Origin of the sequence: Methylophilus medardicus (assembly GCF_006363955.1) — a bacterium.
GTDB lineage: Bacteria > Pseudomonadota > Gammaproteobacteria > Burkholderiales > Methylophilaceae > Methylophilus > Methylophilus medardensis.
In genome coordinates this window covers 183,597-208,665 of record NZ_CP040948.1, presented here as the reverse complement: position 1 = coordinate 208,665, position 25,069 = coordinate 183,597, and the positions used below count along the sequence as shown (strand labels likewise).

The window sequence follows — 25,069 nt, the reverse complement described above, 5'->3', positions numbered from 1 at the left end:
GCCCGTATTTTAAAACAGTTCAGGCCAGCGCAGTGGCCAACGATTGGTGCAAACCGGCATGCATGAGGGCTAGATCCACCTTAGGCCGGCAAACCCTGTTAGAGTAACCGGATGCACAAGGAGCATTTAAAATGACCCAAACACTCAAAGAAGCGAAACTAGAAGCGCATTTAGAGGCCGTTGAAGCGCACAAAGCCCTGCTTGAACAACTGCACTTGAACGGCAACCAGCACCTAGATGAGGTGAATCAATCACTGCAAGCCCTCACGCTCACCTTAGAAGAATATCTCAAACTCATTGGGCTCCCTTAGTGGGCGCAATGCCTGCCTGAGAGCACGCAGGTGTAGCGCACCGGGCAGCCTGATTTTGCTTGAAGCCTTATTGCGCTTGTGTGTAAATCAGGCAGCTATAAGCGCCAATGTTAACCGCCGCTGAGAACGCTTGACCATCGCGCGCCTCGGCCTTGGCAATGACATCGCCAGAGACGGTATCATCCATCTCTGCATGATAAATTGTCGCATCACTGTTCAATCGCAGCTTCCACTCGCCGGCCTGCGGCAAGCCGATCGCATAATCTTCTAACCGGCCCTCGGCAAAGTGATACACCACGATCACATCATCCCCGGCGCCGCCCTCTTTCCAGCGATGCATGACAATGACTTTGGCATCGTCGTTGACGTGATACACCGCAGCATGTTGCCCACTCAACCCCGCAGCATGCCCGCCCCGATTCAAGCGTAACTGAATCAGATCGCGGTGCAACGCCACTATGCCCGCATAATCCTCAGCGCGCTGCCAATCTATAGGCCGGTCGTCGCGAAACCACTGATCACGCAAAAACTCTTGGCCTTGAAACAGCATGGGGATGCCCGGCGCCGTCATCACCAGCGCAGCGCCTAGGCAAGCGCGTTTAATGGCATAGCGCCCAGGATGCTCGTTGGGATCAATTTCAGAAACCAAGCGTTGTTTGCCGTTTGCCACTTCGTCATGCGATTCAGTGTAGACCACCCGTTCAAATGCATCATCGTTATAACGCTTGAGCAGCGCATCGCGCACAGCAGGCATGGCACGGTTAGCATCATCCATTTCGATCAGTGCAGCCCGCACCGGATGCACAAATGCGGCATCCCATTGGCTGCTAAAATGCGCACCGCCGTCTTCGTGTTTCAGCGTCAATTCTGCGCTGCTTTGCAAATCTTCTGCGATTGTGATCTTGCCAGGATAACGCCGCGCCACTTCGCTATTAATCCACTGCAATAGGCTCCAGCCCTCAACAATCATCTGCTGCGTACTCGCTTCAACACTGCGAATATACAAGGTCATGTCATAACGCAAGCCATCAGCGTGATAATCCTCTAACCACATCATTGCATTGTCAAAAATATACTGCCGCACCTCGCCTCGGCCATAATCTGGCCGGGTATCGCCCCAAGGCGTGGTGGATCGCCAGTCGTTATAAAAATAAATGCCACCCTTGCCATTTTCCTGCCAGCCATCAAACTGCCACAAGCTGATATCCGATGGGCCAAAATGGTTATAAACCACATCCACAATCACCGCGATGCCTAGCGCATGCGCGGCGGCTACAAAGCGCTGAAAAGCGGCTGGCCCGCCATAGGCGCGCTCAACGGCAAACGGATGCGCCGGGTTATAGCCCCAAGAGTAATCGCCGGCAAACTCGGCAATCGGCATCACCTCAACCGCATTAATGCCTAGCGCTTGCAGATGCGGCAAACGCGCAATGGCCGAATCAAAAGTGCCCACCTTACCGTCAATACTGTTGAAGGTCCCAATGTGCAGCTCATAGATGACCAGTTCGTTCCATGGCGGCATCTTAAATTCGGCCGCAGGCGCACGAAACAAATCCAAGTCAGGCACCAGTGCGTTGCCGGCCGAGTGGGTCACCAATCGGGCATAGGGGTCTATGCGTTGCAACTGCTGTTCACCGTTAATCAAATGATATTGGTAGGCATCCCCGGGCTTTGCATGTGCCAAATTGGCATACCAAAAACCGTTACCTTCCTGGCTGCACAAATCACTACCCGCCTGCCAATCATTAAAATCACCAATCACAGACACCTGCTCGGCATGTGGCGCCCATACCCTGAAAGCGACTCCTTCGGCATGCGGAATCGCCCCCATCCCGGGCAATGGCTGTTCAGTGCGCAAATCAGATTGTCGTGCAACGTTGGCGGAATCCATCATAACCTCCAGAAGATATTGAATAGAGGATCCGCGACATTGAGCGAGTGGCGGGATCATGAGGGTATTGTATTCAAATCACCGTCCGCTAAAAAAGACGAGCGATGCTGACTTTCTTGTCAGTATCGTCTGTCATCAGCACCCATAGAGAGAGTCGCCAGCGACCATGCCCGCATCGATACGCCATGTTAAACTGGTGCAGATTTTTTACAGGCAACAAGGCATGATTCAATACAATCCCAAAGACTGGCTCACCTTCATCTTCCGCTTTCACGAGTCGGATACCTTTAGACAGCTCATGCCGATGATGCTGTTGATTGGCGCTTATGCCGGAGGCATTGCTTATCTCGAACTGGAGTACTGGAAGCTGGCGGACAGCAGCCATGTCAAAAATCTGTCACTGATCCACACCACCGTCGGCTTCGTTTTATCCTTATTGCTGGCTTATCGCACCAACACGGCCTACGACCGCTGGTGGGAGGGTCGCAAGGCTTGGGGAGCATTGGTCAACAATAGTCGCAATTTGGCGATCAAATTCTCGGCATTTTTAAGCGATGATGCAGACAAACAATTCTTTCAAAAAATCATTCCCACCTATGCCGACGTCCTGTCCAAGCACCTCATGAATGTCGAAGTCAGCCAAATGCTGTTTGAGGGCTTAGATTTAGAAATCGATCACCACGAGCACCATCCCAACCAAATCGCGCAGCGCCTGTTTCAAAAAACCAACGCGCTTTACACCGCGGGCAAACTCACCGGCGAACAGTTTTTTATACTCAACGATGAGCTGAAATCCTTTACAGAAGTGTGTGGCGTGTGCGAGCGGATTAAAAATACGCCCATCCCGTACTCATACAGTGCGTTTATTAAAAAATTCATCTTTTTTTATGTCATGACGCTCCCGTTTGGCTTTGTGTTTAGCCTCGGCTACTACGTCATCCCGGTGGTGGTTTTTATCTTTTATGTGTTGGCGAGTTTAGAGCTTATCGCCGAAGAAATTGAAGACCCGTTTGGCACAGATACCAATGACTTACCCACGCCCAAACTGGCCGCCAATATTAAAAAGCACGTCGAAGAGTTGCTTTAAACTTTATCGTCAGGCATTTTCTCGAAAAAACAGCCGCAAATGCGGCTGTTTTATGTTGACCATCTAGGCGTTAATACAACGCAAATCTAACTAGCGCCATGCGATACAGGCGAAGCCGGGCAGATGCTCCTAAGGCTGGTCTAACTCTGGCATCAGATTTCCATTGCGGGGGTCATCAGGCGCTTGCTTCAGAGCATCCCCATTTTTGGCCTCTGGCGGTGCGGGTGTGACACCGTCATGTTCTAGATGCGTCGCTGGGTTGAGGGCATTATCAATAATTTCTTCAATGAGATTGGGAGCGTCTTTGGCCATAGTCATGTCCTTTGTTCAGTTTATATGTTCAGTTTATTTTTCCAATGTTTTTTCTAGCAGGGGCTGTCGCAACCATGCGCGATGCGCTTACTCAAGCACCTTGCACTCGCCCGCCATCGGGGCTTCAGCCAGATCGCCCAGCCCTTTACATTGCAGCTTGATGTGCTGGCCGGGTTTTAATTTAAAGGCTTTTTCTCTATCGCTCACAATAAAGGCAAACTGCGGCTCTTTGGTCGCATCTACGCCGCCTTGCAAGCTGACAAAGGGTTCATTAATGGCATTTTTATTCACATCCACAATCGTGCCGCTGACATTAAACGTCCGGTCTTTGAACTTGTTATCTGCGGCGACCGCGTTATCGGCGTACTCTTTGGCAATTTCGCTTGCGGTTGTTTCCAATGGCGCTTGCTCTTCAAGGCGCGTGTTATCCCTTGCGTTTTCTGTTTCCGGTGCCTGGTCACACCCGGCTAAGCCCAGGGTGAGCAAGCCCACGGCTAAGCCGCATCTGTAATGTTGTAATGTCATCATTGAGTTCTCCGTTTGCCGGCAGCCGCAAGATTGCTACAAAGGGTAGCAATGATCCGCTGGCGCTTATTAGGGATGTTTAGTCAAAAGCGGTTTCTACCGTATAGATATCGCGCACATGTTTCACTAAATTGTGATTGCGTTTGATGCCTTGCAGATGGCGCAGCACCACCGCCCTGATCTCTGGGGGCAAGTCGATTTCCAAAGCCTCGCGATAAGCAGCCAACAGCACATTCTCGCCGCGCTCAGTCTCATTCAATACAGCCAGATGATCGTTCGCGGTCAACGCGGCTTTAATGTCGATCCAGCGTCTATGTAATGTGCCGCCTATCGACGTCGCATCGACCGGCACGCCACCCAGAGCAGTGACCAGCGCCTGTAACTCGCGCACACTTTCACCGACCGCTTTTGAGCGCCGCAAGAAAAAATCTTTCAAACGCACATCATCAACATGTTCTGCCGAACTGCGGAATCCCGCTTCACCATCCTTCGAGGCTTCGATTAATGCATTCAAGATGGCAATGACATCCTTGTGATCGACCATACTTTGTCTCCTGTATTTGCGTTGAACCATATCAATGCCTACTATGGGGGAATCCGTCAGGGGCAACCATCAGTCTCAGCCTAAAAACGTGTAGGAATTCTCCTTGCGTTAAGATGTCACCACTTGCCCCAATGAAACAGGCCTCACATTTCAGCGTCATCACCCTTGCAGGAGTCAATATCATGGAAGCTTCACTACATACGCTCAACCACTTGTTTGCCCAACTCGGCTTGCCCGCCAGTGATGCCGAGATCGACAGTTTTATTCACAAGCACCGTCACTTGGCAGGCTATATTTCATTGGCAGATGCGCCCTACTGGACACCGGCCCAAGCCACTTTTTTGCGTGAAGAAATACTCAAGGATGCCGATTGGGCAGAAGTGATCGATCAGCTCAATGCCAGATTGCATGCCAAATAAAAAGTAAAAAAGCCGCACGCAGCGGCTTTAACGGGCTTAAGCGCCCAAGCGGAGCAACGGTTGATCCGCGGTTCCGCGTGTCGCCTTGCTGGCTAGCGGCCCACCAGTTTTGCCACAAACTCCTGCGCGTCCAGTTGTTTGTCGGCCGTGGTATCCAGTTTTACAAACACCTTACCCTGAAACTGCAAGAACTCTTCTTTGGTAACCAGATGGTCGTGGTTGGCATCCGCTGCATCCATCATGCCCACATAGCCCAGTTCACGCAAATAGCCGCCTGTCGCCATCATCGCCAGCTTCTCAGACTTGGTGCCTGTCCATTCCGACTTGTCCAGACTGCCATCATGATTTTTGTCTAATGCGTCAAATACGGCGGTGTGATACTGATTAAATTCTGCTTGGCTCACCATATGGTTACCATCCGCATCCAACATTTTCATCATGTCCATTTTTTGAAATTCACTGGCATACCCCCCGGTGACGAGCTCTGCGGCATTGGCCACATTGGTTGCAAGCACGCCCAACAATAGCGCGGCCCCTATATTTAATTGACGGTTCATTTGATTGACTCCAGAAAGAATTAGAAAAGGTGTTAGCTAACATCACTTCGTCGCCAGAAAAGCCGCCGCCTTACAAACAATTCAAAATAAACCTGATCAAAAGCAATCGCCGCTGTGAGACTCACCTGCCATGCCGCGCAATGGACTGGAGGACGCCATTGAATGATGGCAACCGTGACGCCGCCATGGTCGCGCAGTGTTAATATGTACGCAATTGTTGAACTACTGAATCACGCTGACCGTTGTGTCATTTTTTCACGGGCATTGAATGAACTAATACGGTGAAAGACCTCACAAAGAGAGGTCCTTTGAACTGGGTGATCCATGCTTTTTAACTGCGCATTGTGAGGTTGAACACAATCGCTTTAAGGATGAATCACCAAACCGCACTGATTGTCTGTCACCGCAGACACAAACCCAATTATTAGAAGATATGAACCAACATCCCAATCGCAGCCTTTTAATCAGTAACCAGCAAACCATTGTCACGCGTGAGCAAGTACGGGCTTATTTTCATGAAACTGCAGATTTATACGAAGCTTTATTCAAGCTGTTAAAAAATGACGAGGCCTATTACGTCAAACCGATTGCCTTAAGACATCCTCTGATTTTTTATTACGGCCATACCAATACTTTTTTCATCAACAAACTGATCTTGGCGGGCTTAATTTCTGAGCGTGTGAACCCGCAGTTTGAGTCGATGTTTGCAGTAGGCGTCGATGAAATGGGCTGGGATGATGTAAACGAGATGAACTACCAATGGCCGACGCCCGCAGCGGTCAAAGCGTATCGTGCCAACGTACGCCAGGTGGTTGACGCGCTGATCAATAGCTTACCGTTCAATTTGCCTATCGACTGGGATAGCCCATGGTGGCCAATCTTGATGGGCATTGAGCATGAGCGCATCCACTTAGAAACCAGCTCCGTCCTGATTCGGCAACATGCCTTGCAATTTGTGCAATCCACAGCCGATTGGGCACCCTGCCAAGCGGTGGATGTGCCGGCGCCCACCAACCAACTGGTGGGGATTCCAGCGCGCAGTATTACGTTAACCAAATCCGCCGATTATTACGGCTGGGATAACGAATATGGTCAATTCAGCGCAGATTGCCCGGCGTTTCAAGCCGCAAAATACCTCACTTCCAATGCGGAGTTTTTAGCTTTTGTTGAGGCTGGCGGCTATCAGGATGCGCAATACTGGCAAGAAGAAGGGTTGGCTTGGCAACAATACACCCATGCCGAGCATCCCACTTTTTGGGTAAAACAGGCGAACGGCTGGAAGCTGCGCTTAATGACCACTGAAATCGAGATGCCTTGGAGCTGGCCGGTGGAGGTGAATTATCATGAGGCAAAAGCATTTTGCAATTGGCAAGCCATTCAACTGGGCAAGCCGGTACGCATGCCCACCGAACACGAGTGGTATAGCATGTATGAACACGCTGGCTTGTCGGATGAAATAATCGCCGGGGGCACCAACGCCAACCTGTTTGTGGACCATTTTGCCTCGTCCTGCCCGGTCAACCAGTTTGCACATGGTGACTTACATGATGTGGTAGGCAATGTTTGGCAATGGACCGAAACGCCTATTTTTCCATTTGATGGCTTTAAAGTGCACCCCTTGTATGATGACTTTACGACGCCGACCTATGATGGCCGTCATAATTTGATCAAGGGCGGCTCATGGATTTCAACCGGTAACGAGGCCATTAAAAGTGCCCGTTATGCGTTTAGACGACATTTTTTTCAACATGCAGGATTCCGCTACATCGTGACCGACACCCCCATTGAAGATAATGCATCGCATTATGAATCAGATAAACAACTGTCTGAATATGCTGAGTTTCATTATGGAGACACCTACTATGGTGTGCCCAATTTTCCGAAAGCGCTGAGCGATTTTGCCATCCAGCACTTTCCCTCCAAACAAACCAAAACGGCACTGGATTTAGGCTGTGCCACCGGACGTGCGACGTTTGAGCTAGCCAAACATTTTGACCACGTCACCGGCATCGACTTTTCTGCCCGCTTTATTGGTTTAGCCCTCAAATTAGCCCAGCAAGGCGTGGTGCGTTACACCATGGTCAACGAGGGAGATTTAGTCAGCTATCAAGAGCGCAGCTTGCAAGCGCTTGGTTTAAATGATGTGGCAAATAAAGTGGATTTTTGGCAAGGGGATGCTTGCAACCTCAAACCACAATTCACCGGCTACGATTTTATTCTTGCGGCCAATTTAATTGATCGGCTTTATAGCCCGCGCCAATTTTTAAACAGCATACACGCGCGTTTAAATGTCGGCGGCGTGCTCATGCTGACTTCACCCTATACTTGGCTGGAAGAACACACGCCAAAAGAAGAGTGGATCGGTGGCTATAAAAAAGACGGTGAAAATGTGACTACGCTCGATGGTTTAAAAACTATTCTGGGGCAACACTTTAAGTTGCTGCAAGCGCCGGTTGAAATCCCATTTGTGATTCGTGAAACACGGCACAAGTTTCAGCATAGCCTGTCAGAAGTCACGCTTTGGGAACGCATCCGTTGACCCATTTGTTTGATCAACCCATTGCACGCGCGCATACGCAATCGCTCAAATATGATGGCAGATCTGTCACGTTTGGTCGCAGCGATGTCATGCCGATGTGGGTGGCCGATATGGACTTTGCAGTGCCTGCGGCCATCACCAATGCGCTACAAGCCAGAGCCAATCACCCGGTATTTGGTTATACCTTAGCACCTGACAGCCTGTATGAAGCACTGATCGACTGGTTGCGCGTCAAGTATGACTGGGTGGTCAAGCGTGAATGGATTGTGCTCACGCCTGGCGTCGTGCCCTCACTCAACCTAGTGGTGGCCGCGCTCACAGCGGCGCAAGACGGTGTGATTGTGCAACCGCCGGTTTACTTTCCATTTTTTTCAGCAGTCACCCAGCAAAACCGTCGTTTAATTGAAAACCCACTGGTGCTTACAGACGATGGCACCGGCAATCCGCAATACCAGATGGATATGGCACAGCTAGCAGTATGCGCCAAAGACGCTCGCCTGATGCTGCTCTGCTCGCCGCACAACCCGGTAGGCCGTGTGTGGCAAAAAGAAACGCTGCAAGCATTGTTGGCTGTTGCTGAAGCCCACGACTTGACGATTCTGTCTGATGAAATTCATGCCGATTTGGTCTATACCGAGGCACAGCATCACCCCTTGAGTCGCTTAGCGCTAGAGGCTGACGCCAGCGATGCGGCAGAGGCATCACACCGGGTCATCACCGCGGTGTCGCCGAGCAAAACCTTTAACATTCCGGGCTTGGGTCTCTCTGCCTTGATTGTCCCAAATCCGGCACAGCGGCAGGCCATCCAGACCCACCTGCGCAACATGGGCGTTTCTGTCACCAACCCTTTCAATCTGGTCGCCTTTGAAGCGGCCTATCGCGAGGGTTCGGACTGGTTAACAGACCTGATGGCCTATTTACAAGACAACCGCGATGCGGCGATTGCTTTCATACGATCGCAGTTACCGTCCATCGACGTCATCAGCCCGCAAGGCACCTATTTGGTCTGGTTAGATTGCCGAAAATTACAGCTGGATGATGCTGCGTTGAATCGTTTTTTTATTGAAGAAGCGCAATTAGGCTTATCGCCCGGCGCAATGTTTGGCCACGGTGGGGAGGGCTTTATGCGCATGAATATCGGCACCCCCAAAGCCAATGTCATTGCGGCACTCACGCGCTTGCGTGACGCCTTGAAAGCACATCGCGTTGAATGAGGCTTAAGCGATCACCACGGCTTCACGCAATGTTTCAACCAATTCAACATCCATTCACTTGAGGGTTACACATGATGCAATTACGGTGGTTCATCTTAGGCATGTTGCTTTGTAGTTTGGTGCAGGCCAATACCCTCGAAGAAGCCAAACTCAAGCTGTCCCAGAAAGACTTTGCCGGCGCGCATGCCATTTACCTGTCGCTGGCGAATCAAAACGATGCCAAGGCCTGCTACAACCTAGGTCTGATGTACCAATATGGCGATGGTGTGGCGCAAAACTTAGACGAGGCGGTGAACTGGTTTACAAAATCTGCCGCGTTAAATGACAAAGAAGCGCAGTATACGCTGGCCTCTATGGTGTTCAGACGTGAAATTCAGCGCATCAGTTATGCCGAAGCCGCGCAATATTACCAACAGGCGGCCACCCTCGGCCACGTCAAGTCGCAGCTGAATTTGGGCATGTTGTATTACCGCGGCGATGTGATTCCGCAAGACTTAGCTGCCGCTTATCAATGGCTGAATATGGCCGCAAGCAACAATAACAGTGAAGCGCAAGGCTATCTGGCCAACCTCTACATGCATGGTACGGGGGTGCAACAAGATACGGTCAAAGCGGCCATGTGGTTAATGCTGGCCACGCAAAACGAAGACAAGCGCTTTGCCAGCCGCCACGCCAAAATGCTCAACTACACCGTCGCGCAGTTAACCCCCGAGCAAGTCACCACTGCCACCCAGTTGGCGGCGCAGTGCAAAAACCAACAGCTCAAAGGCTGTGAATAAGCCACATGCGCGCTTTGACACTGCCATTTTTTTCTAACGTTGATTTGAGTCACCCCTATGCAGCACTTTAAAAGTGATCCCCCGCCGGCGATGCAAAAACGCCAATCGCAAGATTGGAAAGTGATTCAAAACTTATTGCCCTATCTGACCGCTTACAAGGCGCGCATCATCTTTACTTTGTTGTGCCTGGTGGTGGCCAAGGCCGCCAACTTGGGCGTGCCGATTATGCTGAAAAAAATTATAGATGCGATGAGCATCCAAACCACGGCGCAAGCATTGTTAGTGGTGCCGGTGAGTTTGATTGTCGGCTATGGGCTGTTGCGGCTATCGGCCTCGCTATTTGCCGAGCTACGTGAACTGATTTTTTCTAAGGTGACCGAGCAAGCTGTGCGGCAGGTTGGCTTGCAAGTGTTCAATCACTTACATGCGTTATCGTTGCGCTTTCACCTATCGCGGCAAACCGGGGGCATGACGCGCGATATTGAACGCGGCACCCGCGGCATTCAATCTCTCATTTCGTTTTCACTCTATAGCATCATCCCCACGCTAATTGAGTTAGCCATGGTGCTGGGCTACTTTTTATTCGCCTATGACATCTGGTTTGTGCTGGTCACGTTTATTGCGCTGCTTTGTTATGTGGTGTTTACCGTGGTGGTGACCGAGTGGCGCACCCACTTCAGACGCGAGATGAATCAATTGGATTCTAAAGCCAACCAAAATGCGGTCGACTCTTTGATTAACTTTGAGACGGTGAAGTACTTTGGTAATGAACAGTACGAATCTGCCCGTTATGATGTCAACCTGAAAAAATATGCACAAGCGGCGGTGAAATCGCAAAAATCGCTGGCGTTTTTAAACTTTGGTCAGCAAACCATCATCGTGATTGGTCTGGTGTGTATTTTAGGCTTAGCCAGCCAAGGCGTTGCCAGCGGCAAACTCACCATCGGCGATTTGGTGTTGGTGAACGTGCTGATGATTCAGCTGTATATTCCACTCAATTTTTTAGGCGTGCTTTATCGAGAGATGAAGCAATCGTTGACAGACATTGATCGCATGTTCCATTTGCTGGAGACCGATCAAGAAATCGCAGATGTGCCGTATGCGCCCGCGCTGGTGATTCACTCCCCGGCGCTGGGCCCACATGTGAAGTTTGAAAACGTGAGTTTTCACTATGAATCAAACCGTGGCATCTTAAATCAGCTGTCATTTGAGATCTTACCCGGGCAAACCACTGCGGTGGTTGGGCACAGCGGCGCTGGCAAAAGCACTTTAGCCCGCTTGCTATTTCGCTTTTATGATGTGCAATCAGGCGCGATTTACATCGACGGCCAAGCGATTAAATCGGTGCGGCAAGATAGCCTCAGACAAGCAGTCGGCATTGTGCCGCAAGATACCGTGCTGTTTAACGATACCATTGGCTTTAACATCGGCTATGGCAAACCAGGCGCTAGTCAGGCAGATATTGAAGCGGCCGCACGCGCTGCGCAGATTCATGACTTTATTATGCGGCTGCCCGATGCCTACAACACAGACGTAGGCGAGCGCGGGCTCAAGCTATCGGGCGGAGAAAAACAGCGGGTGGCCATTGCCCGCACACTGCTCAAAAACCCAGCATTGCTGGTGTTTGACGAGGCCACCTCTGCCTTGGATTCAGAGACCGAGCGTTCGATTCAAAAAGAACTCAACGAGTTGGCCAAAAACCGCACCACATTGATCATTGCGCACCGCCTCTCAACCATCACGCATGCCCATCAGATTTTAGTCATGGCAGAGGGCCAAATCATCGAGAGAGGTACGCATGAGTCATTGTTAATGCAAGGCCAACGCTATGCTGAGATGTGGCGTGCGCAGCAATCACAATCGGAGGCCTAAGCGGCTGGCACGCGTATGCGCCCAGCCAGGCCAAGGTAGCTTAGGTTTTACGGGTCAATGACAGCGCATTGACACAATAGCGCAGCCTGCTAGGTGCGGGGCCATCTGGAAACACATGGCCTAAGTGTGCATCACACACATTGCAGGTGATCTCTACGCGCGAGCGGCTCAAGCTATCGTCCTTAAAATAAGCCACGGTGTTTTCGGCAATCGGCTGGGTAAAAGACGGCCAGCCAGTGCCTGAATCAAATTTTTCTGTTGAATCAAATAACAAGGTATCGCAACAGGCGCAGGCATACACACCCGGCTCAAAGTGCGTACACATCGGCGAACTGAATGGACGCTCTGTGCCAGCATTACGGGTCACTTCAAATACGTCTTGAGACAGCAAACTGCGCCATTGCTGGCCGGTTTTAACCACACGTTGCGGCGCAGCCGGATTGCCCTGCGTCACAAATTTTTCAATATCTAGCCAAGTAAGCATGTAAGGTTCCAATAGGTTAAGGAGCAAGACTACCTTCTGTGATAAGGTTCTTAAAAACTAGTTCGGTCACAGCGCTGCAAAATATTTTAAATGATGCGCCGCCATCTGCGCCGGGTCGCAGACAAAATATATCCGCCAGATGCGTCTGCCCGGGGCTGGCTTTTAAATCCTGCGGGGTGAACTTCGCCAAAAAATCATGGCCTCATGCTCGGACATCAACACTAACCAACGCAAAATGAACAGGAAAAGCCAATGACCACCCCAAGACTCAATAGAGCCGATCGTATGCGCGGCGCACTGTGGGGCATGTTTATCGGTGACGCACTGGCGATGCCTGTGCATTGGTACTATAACATCGCCGCCCTTTGGCAAGACTTTGGGCAAATACGTGATTATCAAGCGCCCAAAGCAAAACATCCTAACTCGATTATGCCCTTGGCCAGCACCGGCAAAGCCGGCCGTGGCCCGCAAGCGGGCGATATTGTCGGCAGTGTGATTTTAAAAGGCAAAAAACAGTTTTGGGGATTGCCTAACGGCCATTATCACCAAGGCATGCACGCCGGCGATAACACACTCAATTTGTTATGCGCCCGCGTTTTGTTGCGCTCACTGATTGCAAACCATGCCTACAACCCTACAGATTTTTTAAACGCCTATGTGCGTTTTATGACCGAGCCAGATCAGCACAACGACACCTACGCTGAATCTTACCACCGTGACTTTTTTGCCAATTATGCCAAGGGCGATGCGCCAGAAGCCTGCGCGGGCAATGAGGGCCATGACACGGCTTCTATGGGCGGCTTGGTTAGCCTACCCATGGTGATCATGGCCAGCTTGCAGGCAGGCGAGCTCAACAGCACAAACACCGCAGCGCTCACCCAGCAACGCCTCACGCATCGCTCTGCCGAACTCGAACGCCATACGCTTGAGCTCAGCCAGTTATTGTTTCATCTGTTTAATGACACCGAACCGCAAACCGAATCGCTGGCTTGCGCAGCCGCCAGCCGTTTGGGTTTTCCGGCAGCAAAAGTCATCGAGCGCGTGCGTGCCAACCAAAGCGCAGACCTCGACGTGATCGGTGGCATCCTCAGCCCAGCTTGCTACATCGACCAATCGTTTCCAGCCGTGCTCTACCTGGCAGCACGCTACCATGATGATTTTGAAAGCGCATTGATCGCAAACACCAATGTCGGCGGAGACAACTGCCATCGTGGCGCGGTGCTAGGCGCCATCCTCGGGGCTTCGTTGGGCGTGGCGGCGATTCCGCAACGCTGGATTCACGGCCTCACCGCGCATGATGCCATTCACCAAGAAATTGAGCAGTTTGTCGCCCTTTTTGCCGCCTCAAAGGGTTAAAGAGATTGGCTAAACCACAGGCAGGCATCGTCATGTTGTAAGGTTTAAACCAACCACACGACCAAGCATGGTGAATCAACCAATGGAGTGTCACCATGCATACACAATCTCTACTCTCAGCGCTGTGCCTCATCGTATTCACCGCCAATGCCGTGGCGCAAGAATGCAGCGCCGTGAGCGGCCCACAAACAAACACCTTACTTGAGCTATATACCTCTGAAGGGTGTAGCAGTTGTCCACCCGCTGACCAGTGGCTCAGCCGCCTAAAAAGCCAAGCAAAAACCAGCGCTAGCGTGGTGCCCATCGCGTTGCATGTGGATTATTGGGATTACATCGGTTGGCAAGACCGCTTTGCGCAACCTGCGTTTGCCAAAAGACAGCGTGAAATGGCCGCAACAGGGCATGCACGCGGCGTGTATACCCCACAAATTGCCATTAACGGGCAAGATAGCCGCAGTTGGCAAAATGAGGCGCGGTTTAAAAATGAGATTTCCAACATCTATCGCATGCCAGCCAAAGCCGAGATTCAACTCACCGCCACTGCCGCCAAGGCTGACGCATTGCAAGTGCTCACTGGCATTAAAAGCAGCGCCACAGGGCCATTGGTGTATTACCTCGCACTACAAGAAAACAACCTGCAATCCACCGTCAACGCGGGTGAAAACCGTGGTGAGCAATTGCAACATGATTTCGTCGTGCGCAAATGGCTGGGGCCATTTCAACTCAGTGCAGATGGTCAAACCAATACAAACCACGAAATCCAATTACAATCCAGCTGGAAAAAGCGCGACCTGAGCGTCGTCGCCTTTGTGCAAAATACCGCCACAGGGGATGTTTTGCAGGCCTTGGCATTGGGGGTATGCGAAAAACCGATCTGACAAATCAGCCAATAGACGATTGTTGTATCTAATTGATTAAAATAGGATTAGTGTAGCAGATACACGACCGCCTAGAGTTAATGTGCAGTTCATTTTGATTTTGTTGAAGCGCAGTATTTTTTGAAAAGGAAATACACATGATGCTCCCTAAGAAATTTGGCACGCTCCTCCTCCTGCTGTCTTCTTTAGCAGGCGTTCAATCAGTCAACGCAAACGTCACGTTTGATTACGACAATTCGAGTAACTGCTTTCCTTTTGGCAGTTGCCCGGTCAATGAAGTCATCGAGTACCAGCAGTTTTACTCGCATTACCAGTTTGGCACTGATCCTTTAGAAATTACGGGCATCCGTTTTAAACCCGCACAAGGCGGCTCAGGTGGATTTGAGCCCACGTCCCTCAGCTTCACCCTGACGCTATCCACCACACTCAGCAATGTCGGTTCTTTTTATGGGGACTACGCGAATCAAGCCCTTTCAAATTCGTTTGCAGCTAACCTTGGCGTGAATACAGTGACCATCTTCTCAGGCACCGTCTCGTTATCTTCCAGTGGGGACGATGTGTTTGATATTGCAATACCATTTGCCACGCCTTACTTGTACGACCCTTATGCAGGCAACCTTTTAATCGGAATCTCAAACATCAACGGAGGCATTCCACTCACAGGCTTTGCAGCAGGTGGCTCTCCATTAATCAGCCGATTTGTGAATGGAGTGTATGGCGGAAACCCCAATGTCTTTTCTGAAGCCGGATATGGCCTAGCAACACAATTCATCTCAACCGCCACGCCAATCCCAGAACCCTTCCCCGACCAGCCACCACTCTATGTGCCTGAACCCTCTGCACCTGCGATGCTATTCGCAGGGCTAGGTTTACTATATTTGAGGCGTCGTCAAAAATGGATAAAAAAATAGGGCAGCAAATACCCTTTCAGCAATAAAAATTCAGGGCTGCCAAACGCAGCCCTTATCATTCAATCCAATATAGACTATTGACTCGCTGTGTTGCACTGACTTAAGCAGCCGAACTGAACACTCTAAAAATAAGCAAACAACATTACCATGTCCACGCCCGACGATTTCACCCTACCGCCAACCTACAAAACATTACGGCTACAACACCTAAGCACTGCTGAACAAACCGCGCTATTGCCACAAGTGTTTGCACTTGTCAGTGAACAATACCCTGAGTGGCCCGCAGAGCAACTGCACAACTGGCTGGCGGCATTGGCTGGGGGTAATCAAAACGGCACTAAAATGGCAGTCTCGGTGGTGCTTGATGCGCAAAATGCAGTCGCCGCCGCCAGTGCGATGGAGCGCTATTGCAATGGCACGGCGATGATCAACTACAGCCTAGCAAACAAAGCGGCCAACCATGCTGCCGCGCTCATTTACACCGCCACGAAAGACATGGCGGCGGGCATTAAAGAACTGCAAGCAGGCGGTGAAACCATCCACTTTGTGGGCAAAGAGCACCATTTAAAAAGCCTGCGGGCGATGGCAGGCTATTATGCAGTGGGCCAAGTGCCGATTGACGGCCCCACCTCGCTACTTACCGCACCAGTGAAATATTATGAAGTGGCCTACGGCGACCCAGCCGAGGTTGAAAACCAAGCCAAAATAGCCCATGCCTATCAACTGGCCGACCCCAAAGCGGGCTATACCCAAGATGAAGATGTTCACCTTTGGCTGATTGGCGACTTTACCCCCAGCGACCCAACCAAACCTCTCACCGAATCACTCAGGGCATTGGCAGAAAGCTATGCCCAAGAGCACAGCATATTCCGTGAAAAAGATTATCGGTTAGACCCCGGCTACATATCCCTCAACGAAATTGCTGACCATCTGCCAAGGACTGCCACCTACCAACAAGCGGTAAGGGCCTCGTCACGAGGTGCAGCGCAATGGATGGATGTGAGTTAATGACCAAGAATGCCGCCATTGGCGGCTTTAGTTGAAATGTAGGGCGCATTGATTTATGGTGCGCCAAATTTGAAAGGGATGATGCCGCAGAATATTGCCGAGTTCACAATACCGCCCTTGCGTGCCACGCTAAAGGTTAGTCACCCAATTTTCTATTTGCAGTGATGGCACTTTTGCAAATTCCTTTTCGTTGTTTGTCACCAAAATCAACCCCTCGCTACGCGCATGAGCAGCAATATGCAAATCGTTCACACCAATCGGCTCGCCTTTTTTCTCTAACGCGGTGCGTATTTGACCATAATGTTGAGCGGCTTTTTCTGTATAGGGCAGCATACTTAATCGGCTGCAAAAATCCTCCACCACCGCAAGGTTTTCAGCAGGTTTGCTACTTTTTTCTGCGCCGTGCATCAACTCCGCTAACGTAATCACCGAGATAGCCATACGCGTAGCGTTGCTATTAAACACCCCCAGCACCTCAACCGGGCGGCGCTTAATCACATAGATGACAATATTGGTATCGAGTAAATAGGTAATCACTCAAAAGCTTCACGATCTTGCTGGGTTTGGCTAGCCCGTGCGGGCATAAAATCATCGCTAATAGTGACGTTAGCGTTAAAAAAACTATCCCAGGTTTCAGCAATCGGCGTGATGATGCGCTCGTTACCACGTGCTCGCACGTTGACCTGCTTCACATCCTCTGGCAAACGCATTTCAGCAGGCAGGCGTACAGCTTGAGTGCGATTGTTAATAAAAACTGTGCTTTTAGCCATCGCTCATACCCCCCGTCAAAGTGTATATGGCACTAGTGTATAGCAACTTTTAAACACTTGCAATTTGCGGCTTTAGCAATCGAAATGTTGGAATGCAAGACTTGACCCTGTTTTCCCCTATCTATTTCTAGCCTAATCATCAATCAATCCATTTTTTTGAATAATCTCTATTTTTCTCTCTACCAATTAATTTAGGTTCTGCTAATTCGACGACAGTTCTAAATCGATATTGTGCAATTTTAATAAACACGCTTCCCAAAACCACTTCGGGAACAAACCAAGCCAATGAAAAAGTTATGATTAAGCTAATTAGCTTCAAATAAAAGGAATTGTCTGGATTTTTTAATATAGGCACATCAGCCAAATAAGTCAGAAGCACCACTAGAAAGATACAAATAGTCCACCTTGATACGCTATACCATCTATGTGCTTTATTGTGTGCTACTCTTTCAATTTGCGTGGATCTGGCTTCTATTTCTTCTTGTGAACTTCTGACGGAGTTTATTAATGTTTCATTTTGAATTTCTAATGCTGAAATGGCCAGCTCTTTATCCATAAGTAGCTTATCCTTCAGATTTAATTGTGTTGAAAACTCTGTCGTTGTCTCTTTTATAGCAGTATCGAAATCTTCCTTTTGCTTAGTTATTTCGAGCTCTTTTTCCTCTCTTACCTTACCAGCAGCAAATTCACCAGCTGCCGTCTTAACTCTCTCAATTATAAGAGGTAGTCTTTCTGGAGTTATATCCTCTGGATCACCCCTTGTAACTCTCATAAGAGCTTTAACCCCTTCAGTGTCCTCCAATAAAGCCGCAATATCTTCTGCTTCAGGTTTACCAAATAAATCAATCGCCATATTGTAAGCTTTAGCTTTAATATCCGCCCTTGGTCTTATCGCTGAAGAACAATATGCTAATAGTCTAGCTCTAGTAACCTTACCGTTGCCATGACCTGATCTAGCCCATAAATATCCTGAAAATTGCTTATCAGACATTGATATTGGCGAAACACGCTCAATAAATGAAAAGGGTAGTCCATTATTAGTACCTTTTAACCAAATTTTCCATACATCATTTGCAATCGCAACTAATGTTGTATTTCTTGTAAGAAAAATCCATTTACTATCGCAAACTCTTGATGGGGGTTTAATTGAGTCACTAATAGTTATTAAAGTAAGTATTGATTTTTTATCATGACTTATTGCTTCATCATTACCCCAGCGGGCCATTCTCGCCTGCATTTCCGATTCAATATCACCAATTATTTTAGGATTTCGTTTGTGAAGTTGAATTTCTGGATCACGCTGAACTTGGATTTTCAAACGCTTGTAAACGCGATCAGCAACATTATTAACTAGGGCATTTAATAAATCTGGTTTTGCTGAATAATGGTACCTTTCACTTTGCTGATTGATACCCGATCTCAAATAAGTGAGCTGAGCTTGGATAGCGACTTCAGCTTCGACAATACAATGCTCAAATACAGCGGGCATTGCTCCAGAAGCCCTGATTGCCTCAAGAAGCTCTGTACCATATTCGGAGTACTCACTATTAACTCCTAGCATATCTAACAACAGAGGAGTGTCCAAATACACAGTTAGAGTAGATAAATCTGTGGAATCTTCTATTGGATCACTAAAACATGCCAACGCTTCAGCAGCCATACTTGCAAAAGCAACATCAGAAATTTGCTCGAACCTTCGGGGGTCACTGCCTCTTAAATCAATTAGAAATTGTGAAACCAAATAATCTAGATGATAAGAAAGTTTTTCGTCTGCGCTTTGACTCTCGCTGCCCTTGTTTAAAATTAGAGTATTTGATGTTCTTTTTACCGAGGTACCTGTTTCTTTTCTAGTAAGAATTTTAAGCGAGTCAATATTCAGTAATCTACTTACAAAGGCTTCATGCAATTGATCGTCTGTTAAGTCCCCAATTACTAAGTCTTTTCTAGCATATTCAACAAAGTCTCCCAATATTGCCTCAACCTGCGGCTCAGTTAGTGGTAAATAACTCTCATCTAAGATAACTTCCGAAAATTGGTAAATGGGTTTCTGAACATCTTCAGAAACATTTTTTAATAAGCCATCTGCGGCCATTTGTTCTGCCAGTCCCAATACAGCAAGCCTTGGTATCTTTAAACCAAATCTATCTTCTACAGCTTTCGAAAAAAGCTCGGAATTAAAAAGCTCTCCAACAAAATCCTGGGATGCTTCTGCTAAAAATGGCGTCAGCGCTTGCATTCGCGAAATATTTTTATTTTGTAATCTTTGAGCTAAAACACAATAAGCAATTATTGCCCTTTTAGGCTTATTAATTTTCACCATATTTACCCTGTGTATATTAAAAAAGGAGCAAAAAAGCTCCTTTAAAAACGTAGATCAACTTATCCGCACTTACTATCACCACAATTCAAGCAAGTCATGCATCCATCCATCAATATGCTTGCCTTGGTATTACACTTTTTGCAAAGCTGTGCGCCTTTGGGGAAGCCTTCGTCGTTTGACTCTTCGCCTGACTTGGCGTGTTTTTCCAGGTATTCAGCTTTTTTCTCTTCGACCAATTTTTGCTGGTGTTCGTCTAAGCCGGGTTTTTTGAGCATGCCGATTTCTTGCAGGTGTTTTTCAACCACCTCGCCGATTTCAGCGACTAAGCTCGGCACAAATTTGCCGCCTTTTTTAAAGTAGCCGCCGCTGGGCTCAAATACGCTTTTGAGTTCTTCAACCAAAAAGGTGACATCGCCGCCTTTGCGAAACACGGCGGACATGACGCGGGTGAGCGCGACGATCCACTGAAAGTGCTCCATGTTTTTGGAGTTGATGAAGATCTCGAACGGGCGGCGGTGCTCGTGCGGCGTGCCTTCGTTCATGATGACGTCGTTGATGGTGATGTAGAGCGCGTGCTCGGTCACCGGCGTTTTGATTTTGTAGGTGTTGCCGACCAGCATGTCTGGGCGGCCAAGCGGCTCACCCATTTGAATCACGTTGCTGGCGGTTTGCGCAGCGGCTTCGCTTGCTTTTTTGTCTTCATCGGTCACCAGTTTGTAAGCGGTGATTTTTTTGTCGATTTTGATTGCCATGTTGTTCTCCTCAGTTGGAGTGCTAAATATTCTGTATTAATTCATCTTAAGTGTTAGATGGTTGCCGTCGCGAGCGATGCCAGTGCTAGGCGAAAAGCGGTTTTAAACCGGAGTGTACAAATAGTACATGAGGATTTAAAACTGCTTTTTAACGCCGCAATGGCGAGCGCAGCAGGCAAACACTAAAACTTTCCGTAGTAGCCCTCTTTAAATGCATCAAAGAGGTTTGCCGCCGTATGAATCTCGCCGTCGTACTCAATCTCTTCGTTGCCTTTGGCTTCGATCTCGGTGCCGTCTTCAAGCGTGAACTTGTAGGTGGTGCTCTCGAGGTCTTTTTCGGTCACCAACACGCCTTGGAAAGCCTCTGGGTTAAACCGGAAAGTGGTGCACCCTTTGAGGCCTTTGTCGTAGGCATAGAGATAGATGTTTTTAAAGTCTTCAAAGTCGTAGTCGGTGGGCACGTTAATGGTTTTTGAAATAGAGCTATCAATCCATTTTTGTGCGGCCGCTTGAATATCCACATGGGCTTTGGCCATGATGGTGGATGAATCTAAAAAGTAGTCTGGCAGCTGCTCTTCGGGCTTATCGCTAAACGGCATCGCGTTAGGGTTAATCAGCTCACGGTAAGCCAACAGCTCGTAGCTAAATACGTCGACTTTTTCTTTGGATTTTTTGCCCTCACGAATCACGTTACGCGCATAGTGGTGCGCAAAGCTCGGCTCGATGCCGTTGCTGGCGTTGTTGGCAAGGCTCAGTGAAATGGTGCCCGTCGGCGCAATAGAGCTATGGTGCGTAAAGCGCACGCCTTTAGTGGCGATCTGGTTGCGCAGGCCTTCGGGAAACTGCTGCATGTAGCGGCTGTATTTACCCAGCAGCACTTTACCGGCCAGTTTTTGGCCCACTTTAATGCCATCGGCGGCCATTTCTGGGCGCACGCGCAGCATGTCGGCGGTGACTTCAAATTTTTCGTCCATGATCGGTGCCGGGCCTTTTTCTTCGGCCAGTTGCACGCCGATCTCCCAGCCCACTTCGGCCATGATGCGGGTGACTTCTTCGGTGAATTTGACTGAATCTTCTTCGCCGTATTTCATTTTGAGCATGGTGAGGGTGGAGCCCAAACCGAGGTAGCCCATGCCATGGCGGCGTTTGCGCGCGATTTCTTGGCGTTGTTGCTCTAAGGGCAAGCCGTTGATTTCAACCACGTTATCGAGCATGCGGGTAAACACGCTGACCACTTCACGGTATTCGTCCCAATCAAAGTAGGCCTCGTCGGTAAACGGTTGCCGCACAAATCTGGTGAGATTCACCGAGCCTAACAAGCAAGCTCCGTATGGCGGCAGTGGTTGCTCACCACAAGGGTTGGTGGCGCGGATGTTTTCGCAAAACCAGTTGTTATTCATCTCGTTGACGCGGTCGATCAAAATAAAGCCCGGCTCTGCAAAGTCGTAGGTGGAGGACATAATCACATCCCACAAGCGGCGCGCCTTGATGGTTTTATAGATGCGGCAAGCCACTTTACCCGCTTCGGGGCCCTCGGTTTTGGTCAGATATTTGCCCTTGATGGGCCAATCACGCCAGACCACTTGCGACTCGTCGTTCACATTGAGGCCATCAATAATGGCTTCTTTCTCAGTGACGGGGAATGCCAAGCGCCATTCGTCATCGGCTTTCACCGCCTCCATAAACTCTTTGGTGATGAGGCAGCTTAAGTTGAATTGACGCAAACGGCCATTTTCACGCTTGGCTTTAATAAAGTCGGTCACATCTGGGTGGCTGATATCAAACGTGGCCATTTGCGCTCCACGACGGCCACCAGCCGACGACACGGTGAAACACATTTTGTCGTAAATATCCATGAACGACAGCGGGCCAGAGGTGTAGGCACCTGCGCCTGCCACAAACGCACCTTTTGGACGCAGGGTAGAAAATTCATAACCGATGCCGCAACCCGCTTTGAGGGTCAGGCCGGCTTCGTGCACTTTGCCCAAAATATCGTCCATGCTGTCTTCAACCACGCCAGACACCGTGCAGTTAATGGTTGAAGTCGCTGGTTTGTGTTCTTGAGCACCGGCGTTTGAGGTAATCCGACCCGCCGGGATGGCACCGCGACGCAGTGCCCATAAGAATTTTTCATGCCATTCGGCTTTTTTGTCATCCGTGGTTTCAACATCGGCCAATGCGCGGGCAACGCGGCTGTAAGAATCATCCATATCCAGGTCTACATGCTCGCCGGACTTGGTTTTCAGGCGGTATTTTTTATCCCAGATATCCAGCGAGACGGGTTGCACTGGAATCTCAACGGCAACGCCTTCTGACAGGACCTTCTTTTGTTCAACAGCTTTTAGCATCGAGTTCTCCCACAGCTTGGTGATTCTTATTGGTTTGATAACAAGCGACAGCCGCAAGCAACAAAACATTGCAACGGACTGACAGCGTTTTGCAACGGCGGTCGGCGGGCTGACAAGGCATTTGCATGCTTTGCGTGCTTACGCGATAGCTGGGGCGCAAGTACCGACCAAACACAAGATATTGTGTTACCGGCCATAATTTATGCCTATCGCTTGTTGGCGTCAACCGATTTTTTGTGCATATTTTTGTGCCCAAAGTCTTGCATTTTTTAGAGCCTTTAAGAATCAGGCGTCGCGGCATAGGTGAGTCATCACTCACCTGTTTTTGCGCCTGTGTCGGCAATACAACAAGGCAAATATGCGAGAATAACGCCATGCCAACATTCGTCTATTCCCTGCTCATGTTTGCGGTGGGCGCACTGCTACCGCTTAAGCTTTTTTGGCGTGGCCTCAAGCAACCGGCCTACCGCCAACACATTGGTGAGCGCTATGGTTTTTATGCGCCCCCTGTGCAAGCACCGCGCATTTGGGTGCATTGCGTTTCCGTGGGCGAGACGCGTGCCACACAGCCGCTGATTCAGGCCTTGTTGGCGCATTATCCGCAACACCAAATTCTCATTAGCCACGGCACCCCTACAGGCCGTGATACCAGCAGCCAATTATTTGCCGACGATATTCGCCTTGGCCGCGTGCGACAAGCCTATTTACCCATCGACACGCCTTGCGCCGCGAGACGGTTTTTGCGTACGTTTACCCCTGACATCGGCTTGCTGATGGAAACCGAGCTGTGGTTTCATTTAATCGATCAGGCCAGCCGCTTGCATATCCCCATGGCGCTACTCAGCGCGCGCCTTTCGCCTAAATCGGCCGCAGGCTACGCTAAACTGGGGCGCCTGACAAAAACAGCTTTACAACAGCTTTCACTGGTGGCCGCCCAAACTGCGGCGGATGCCGAGCGGCTGCAAGCACTCGGTGCCCACAATCCGATGATTTGCGGTAATTTAAAATTTGATGTGACGCCGCCAGCCGCCAGTATTGCCAGCGCGGCGGCCTTGCGGCAACTGTTAGGCACGCACCGCACGGTATTGATGGCGGCCAGCACCCGCGAGGGAGAAGAATCCCGCATCCTCGATGCAGCGCTCGGCTGCCCGGTACTTACCCTGCTGGTGCCGCGTCACCCACAGCGGTTTAATGAGGTTGAAAGCCTGCTCAAGGCCAGAGGCGTGCGTTATGTGCTGCGCACTGACTTATCACAACCACTGGCAGACGATGTGCAGGTGGTGTTGGGCAACACCATGGGCGAGATGTATACCTATTATGGCGCCAGCGATTTTGCTGTGATGGGCGGCAGTTTGCAGCCATTAGGCGGACAGAACCTGATTGAAGCGGCCGCCATGGGCGTGCCCACCATATTGGGCCCACACATGTTTAACTTTGCGCAAGTGACCCAAGCGGCGGTGGCTGCCAATGCAGCAGTACAGCTGAATGACGTGACCGATTTGCCAGCCATGATTGCTACCTTGGCGGCGGATAAAACCAAACGACAAAACATGTCGCAAGCGGCAAAAGGCTTTGCGTTGCAGCATAGAGGGACCACACAGAGGTTGATGACAGCGATTGCGGAACTTCTAAAAAAGTAACTCTTCGTGCGCACAATCGTTAGAGCACTCAATCAAGCTTTCACTCCAGGGCGTCATTCTTTTTCGCCTTCGGCGAGTTACTTTCTGGTGCTTGTCCCCCAGAAAGTAACCAAAGAGGAAGACACCCAGCCATCACGGCCTTCGGCTCCCTTGCGTTGCTCGACAAAATAAGCGGTCACGAAACTCAACCTAGCAGCTCACACACAACGTGAGCTACTGCGGGATTCGGACAGTCGCTCCCTTTATCCTTATTTTGCCTGCGCTACTCGGCGCGGCAGATGGGGACCCCGAACACCAACAGGATGCCACCATTTGTGGTTTTGATAACACAATCTGTTTTTAGAAAATCACAAATTTCTACAATGTAAGTTTGGCGAGACAAATCCCATTCCATCACGCTGAGTAGCGGAGGCGAAGTGGGAGGTTTCGACCATCGGCTGTTCGAGTTCCGCAACAAGCCACGTTTTGTGTGGCTTGTCAGGGCGAGTTTCGATGGACGCCCACTTTTCCGAGCAACGCAAGGGAGCCTTTAGGCCGTGATGGCTGGGTGCC

At 49.8% G+C, this 25,069-nt stretch carries 23 protein-coding genes; 12 read left to right on the top strand and 11 right to left on the bottom strand.

The annotated features are described in order from the left end of the window. Positions 1–131 precede the first annotated feature (131 nt). Positions 132–311, top strand: coding sequence for a hypothetical protein (locus FIT99_RS00930; protein WP_140002084.1), 180 nt, complete (start codon positions 132–134; stop codon positions 309–311). A gap of 67 nt (positions 312–378) precedes the next feature. On the opposite strand, the gene FIT99_RS00925 is transcribed toward FIT99_RS00930, so the two are convergent. Beyond that, the gene (locus FIT99_RS00925) at positions 379–2,205 is read right to left on the bottom strand and encodes an alpha-amylase family glycosyl hydrolase (RefSeq protein ID WP_223261230.1); all 1,827 of its coding nucleotides are present in this window, start codon (positions 2,203–2,205) and stop codon (positions 379–381) included. A gap of 163 nt (positions 2,206–2,368) precedes the next feature. Between FIT99_RS00925 and FIT99_RS00920 the strand changes: the two genes are divergently transcribed. Continuing rightward, positions 2,369–3,289 carry a bestrophin family protein gene (locus tag FIT99_RS00920; protein ID WP_223261229.1) on the top strand — a complete coding sequence of 307 codons (921 nt, stop codon included), beginning with the start codon at positions 2,369–2,371 and terminating at the stop codon, positions 3,287–3,289. 129 nt (positions 3,290–3,418) lie between these two features. On the opposite strand, the gene FIT99_RS00915 is transcribed toward FIT99_RS00920, so the two are convergent. The 3 genes from FIT99_RS00915 to FIT99_RS00905 all read right to left on the bottom strand — a co-directional run bounded on the left by FIT99_RS00915 (position 3,419) and on the right by FIT99_RS00905 (position 4,670). Further along, positions 3,419–3,601 carry a hypothetical protein gene (locus FIT99_RS00915; protein ID WP_140002082.1) on the bottom strand — a complete coding sequence of 61 codons (183 nt, stop codon included), beginning with the start codon at positions 3,599–3,601 and terminating at the stop codon, positions 3,419–3,421. Between the two features lie 87 nt (positions 3,602–3,688). Continuing rightward, positions 3,689–4,129 (bottom strand): OB-fold protein, encoded by a 441-nt coding sequence (locus FIT99_RS00910; protein ID WP_140002080.1) that lies wholly within the window; start codon positions 4,127–4,129, stop codon positions 3,689–3,691. Between the two features lie 76 nt (positions 4,130–4,205). Beyond that, complete coding sequence (locus FIT99_RS00905; protein WP_140002078.1) at positions 4,206–4,670, bottom strand: PA2169 family four-helix-bundle protein; 465 nt, start codon at positions 4,668–4,670, stop codon at positions 4,206–4,208. A gap of 182 nt (positions 4,671–4,852) precedes the next feature. Here FIT99_RS00905 and FIT99_RS00900 point away from each other — a divergent pair, with 182 nt between their 5' ends. Continuing rightward, entirely contained in the window at positions 4,853–5,089 is a 237-nt protein-coding gene (locus tag FIT99_RS00900; RefSeq protein ID WP_140002076.1) for a DUF2789 domain-containing protein, read from the top strand. Positions 5,090–5,181: 92 nt separating this feature from the next. Here FIT99_RS00900 and FIT99_RS00895 read toward each other — a convergent pair whose 3' ends face one another. After that, on the bottom strand, positions 5,182–5,646 hold the full coding sequence (locus tag FIT99_RS00895) for an EF-hand domain-containing protein (RefSeq protein ID WP_140002074.1): 465 nt from the start codon (positions 5,644–5,646) through the stop codon (positions 5,182–5,184). Between the two features lie 433 nt (positions 5,647–6,079). On the opposite strand from FIT99_RS00895, the gene ovoA reads away from it, so the two are divergent. From ovoA to FIT99_RS00875, 4 genes are all read left to right on the top strand, one after another. Continuing rightward, complete coding sequence (gene ovoA, locus FIT99_RS00890; protein ID WP_140002072.1) at positions 6,080–8,185, top strand: 5-histidylcysteine sulfoxide synthase; 2,106 nt, start codon at positions 6,080–6,082, stop codon at positions 8,183–8,185. Next, positions 8,167–9,399, top strand: coding sequence for a MalY/PatB family protein (locus FIT99_RS00885; protein WP_140002070.1), 1,233 nt, complete (start codon positions 8,167–8,169; stop codon positions 9,397–9,399). Before ovoA ends, FIT99_RS00885 begins: the two co-directional genes overlap by 19 nt. Positions 9,400–9,470: 71 nt before the next feature. Then, the gene (locus FIT99_RS00880) at positions 9,471–10,178 is read left to right on the top strand and encodes a tetratricopeptide repeat protein (RefSeq protein WP_140002067.1); all 708 of its coding nucleotides are present in this window, start codon (positions 9,471–9,473) and stop codon (positions 10,176–10,178) included. 57 nt (positions 10,179–10,235) lie between these two features. Beyond that, positions 10,236–12,050 (top strand): ABCB family ABC transporter ATP-binding protein/permease, encoded by a 1,815-nt coding sequence (locus tag FIT99_RS00875; RefSeq protein ID WP_140002065.1) that lies wholly within the window; start codon positions 10,236–10,238, stop codon positions 12,048–12,050. 40 nt (positions 12,051–12,090) lie between these two features. Here FIT99_RS00875 and msrB read toward each other — a convergent pair whose 3' ends face one another. Beyond that, positions 12,091–12,534, bottom strand: a complete 444-nt coding sequence (msrB, locus tag FIT99_RS00870) for a peptide-methionine (R)-S-oxide reductase MsrB (protein ID WP_140002063.1) — start codon at positions 12,532–12,534, stop codon at positions 12,091–12,093. A 252-nt stretch (positions 12,535–12,786) separates the two neighbouring features. On the opposite strand from msrB, the gene FIT99_RS00865 reads away from it, so the two are divergent. The 4 genes from FIT99_RS00865 to FIT99_RS00850 all read left to right on the top strand — a co-directional run bounded on the left by FIT99_RS00865 (position 12,787) and on the right by FIT99_RS00850 (position 16,687). Continuing rightward, positions 12,787–13,890: an ADP-ribosylglycohydrolase family protein gene (locus FIT99_RS00865; protein WP_140002061.1), complete on the top strand. Its 1,104-nt coding sequence runs from the start codon at positions 12,787–12,789 to the stop codon at positions 13,888–13,890. Positions 13,891–13,985: 95 nt separating this feature from the next. Next, positions 13,986–14,768, top strand: a complete 783-nt coding sequence (locus FIT99_RS00860; protein WP_140002059.1) for a DUF1223 domain-containing protein — start codon at positions 13,986–13,988, stop codon at positions 14,766–14,768. Between the two features lie 137 nt (positions 14,769–14,905). Beyond that, positions 14,906–15,679, top strand: coding sequence for a PEP-CTERM sorting domain-containing protein (locus FIT99_RS00855; protein WP_140002057.1), 774 nt, complete (start codon positions 14,906–14,908; stop codon positions 15,677–15,679). Between the two features lie 147 nt (positions 15,680–15,826). After that, positions 15,827–16,687, top strand: coding sequence for a hypothetical protein (locus FIT99_RS00850; RefSeq protein WP_140002055.1), 861 nt, complete (start codon positions 15,827–15,829; stop codon positions 16,685–16,687). Between the two features lie 129 nt (positions 16,688–16,816). Here the strand turns inward: FIT99_RS00850 and vapC are convergent, their stop codons facing one another. The 5 genes from vapC to FIT99_RS00825 all read right to left on the bottom strand — a co-directional run bounded on the left by vapC (position 16,817) and on the right by FIT99_RS00825 (position 22,877). Further along, on the bottom strand, positions 16,817–17,224 hold the full coding sequence (gene vapC / locus FIT99_RS00845; protein WP_140002053.1) for a type II toxin-antitoxin system tRNA(fMet)-specific endonuclease VapC: 408 nt from the start codon (positions 17,222–17,224) through the stop codon (positions 16,817–16,819). Further along, complete coding sequence (gene vapB, locus FIT99_RS00840) at positions 17,221–17,457, bottom strand: type II toxin-antitoxin system VapB family antitoxin (protein WP_140002051.1); 237 nt, start codon at positions 17,455–17,457, stop codon at positions 17,221–17,223. Before vapB ends, vapC begins: the two co-directional genes overlap by 4 nt. A 139-nt stretch (positions 17,458–17,596) precedes the next feature. Beyond that, on the bottom strand, positions 17,597–19,777 hold the full coding sequence (locus tag FIT99_RS00835; RefSeq protein WP_140002049.1) for a hypothetical protein: 2,181 nt from the start codon (positions 19,775–19,777) through the stop codon (positions 17,597–17,599). Positions 19,778–19,836: 59 nt separating this feature from the next. Further along, positions 19,837–20,529, bottom strand: a complete 693-nt coding sequence (locus FIT99_RS00830) for a TSCPD domain-containing protein (RefSeq protein WP_140002047.1) — start codon at positions 20,527–20,529, stop codon at positions 19,837–19,839. Between the two features lie 182 nt (positions 20,530–20,711). Further along, on the bottom strand, positions 20,712–22,877 hold the full coding sequence (locus tag FIT99_RS00825; RefSeq protein WP_140002045.1) for an adenosylcobalamin-dependent ribonucleoside-diphosphate reductase: 2,166 nt from the start codon (positions 22,875–22,877) through the stop codon (positions 20,712–20,714). Positions 22,878–23,251: 374 nt separating this feature from the next. On the opposite strand from FIT99_RS00825, the gene FIT99_RS00820 reads away from it, so the two are divergent. Beyond that, positions 23,252–24,517 carry a 3-deoxy-D-manno-octulosonic acid transferase gene (locus FIT99_RS00820; RefSeq protein WP_140002043.1) on the top strand — a complete coding sequence of 422 codons (1,266 nt, stop codon included), beginning with the start codon at positions 23,252–23,254 and terminating at the stop codon, positions 24,515–24,517. The last annotated feature ends 552 nt before the right edge of the window (positions 24,518–25,069 follow it).

Bases quoted from the DNA above. Each gene is read 5' to 3' on its own strand.
- FIT99_RS00930 (WP_140002084.1), top strand. From the start codon at position 132: ATGACCCAAACACTCAAAGAAGCGAAACTAGAAGCGCATTTAGAGGCC.
- FIT99_RS00925 (WP_223261230.1), bottom strand. From the start codon at position 2,205: ATGATGGATTCCGCCAACGTTGCACGACAATCTGATTTGCGCACTGAA.
- FIT99_RS00920 (WP_223261229.1), top strand. From the start codon at position 2,369: ATGCCCGCATCGATACGCCATGTTAAACTGGTGCAGATTTTTTACAGG.
- FIT99_RS00915 (WP_140002082.1), bottom strand. From the start codon at position 3,601: ATGGCCAAAGACGCTCCCAATCTCATTGAAGAAATTATTGATAATGCC.
- FIT99_RS00910 (WP_140002080.1), bottom strand. From the start codon at position 4,129: ATGATGACATTACAACATTACAGATGCGGCTTAGCCGTGGGCTTGCTC.
- FIT99_RS00905 (WP_140002078.1), bottom strand. From the start codon at position 4,670: ATGGTCGATCACAAGGATGTCATTGCCATCTTGAATGCATTAATCGAA.
- FIT99_RS00900 (WP_140002076.1), top strand. From the start codon at position 4,853: ATGGAAGCTTCACTACATACGCTCAACCACTTGTTTGCCCAACTCGGC.
- FIT99_RS00895 (WP_140002074.1), bottom strand. From the start codon at position 5,646: ATGAACCGTCAATTAAATATAGGGGCCGCGCTATTGTTGGGCGTGCTT.
- ovoA (WP_140002072.1), top strand. From the start codon at position 6,080: ATGAACCAACATCCCAATCGCAGCCTTTTAATCAGTAACCAGCAAACC.
- FIT99_RS00880 (WP_140002067.1), top strand. From the start codon at position 9,471: ATGATGCAATTACGGTGGTTCATCTTAGGCATGTTGCTTTGTAGTTTG.
- FIT99_RS00875 (WP_140002065.1), top strand. From the start codon at position 10,236: ATGCAGCACTTTAAAAGTGATCCCCCGCCGGCGATGCAAAAACGCCAA.
- msrB (WP_140002063.1), bottom strand. From the start codon at position 12,534: ATGCTTACTTGGCTAGATATTGAAAAATTTGTGACGCAGGGCAATCCG.
- FIT99_RS00865 (WP_140002061.1), top strand. From the start codon at position 12,787: ATGACCACCCCAAGACTCAATAGAGCCGATCGTATGCGCGGCGCACTG.
- FIT99_RS00860 (WP_140002059.1), top strand. From the start codon at position 13,986: ATGCATACACAATCTCTACTCTCAGCGCTGTGCCTCATCGTATTCACC.
- FIT99_RS00855 (WP_140002057.1), top strand. From the start codon at position 14,906: ATGATGCTCCCTAAGAAATTTGGCACGCTCCTCCTCCTGCTGTCTTCT.
- FIT99_RS00850 (WP_140002055.1), top strand. From the start codon at position 15,827: ATGTCCACGCCCGACGATTTCACCCTACCGCCAACCTACAAAACATTA.
- vapB (WP_140002051.1), bottom strand. From the start codon at position 17,457: ATGGCTAAAAGCACAGTTTTTATTAACAATCGCACTCAAGCTGTACGC.
- FIT99_RS00835 (WP_140002049.1), bottom strand. From the start codon at position 19,777: ATGGTGAAAATTAATAAGCCTAAAAGGGCAATAATTGCTTATTGTGTT.
- FIT99_RS00830 (WP_140002047.1), bottom strand. From the start codon at position 20,529: ATGGCAATCAAAATCGACAAAAAAATCACCGCTTACAAACTGGTGACC.
- FIT99_RS00825 (WP_140002045.1), bottom strand. From the start codon at position 22,877: ATGCTAAAAGCTGTTGAACAAAAGAAGGTCCTGTCAGAAGGCGTTGCC.
- FIT99_RS00820 (WP_140002043.1), top strand. From the start codon at position 23,252: ATGCCAACATTCGTCTATTCCCTGCTCATGTTTGCGGTGGGCGCACTG.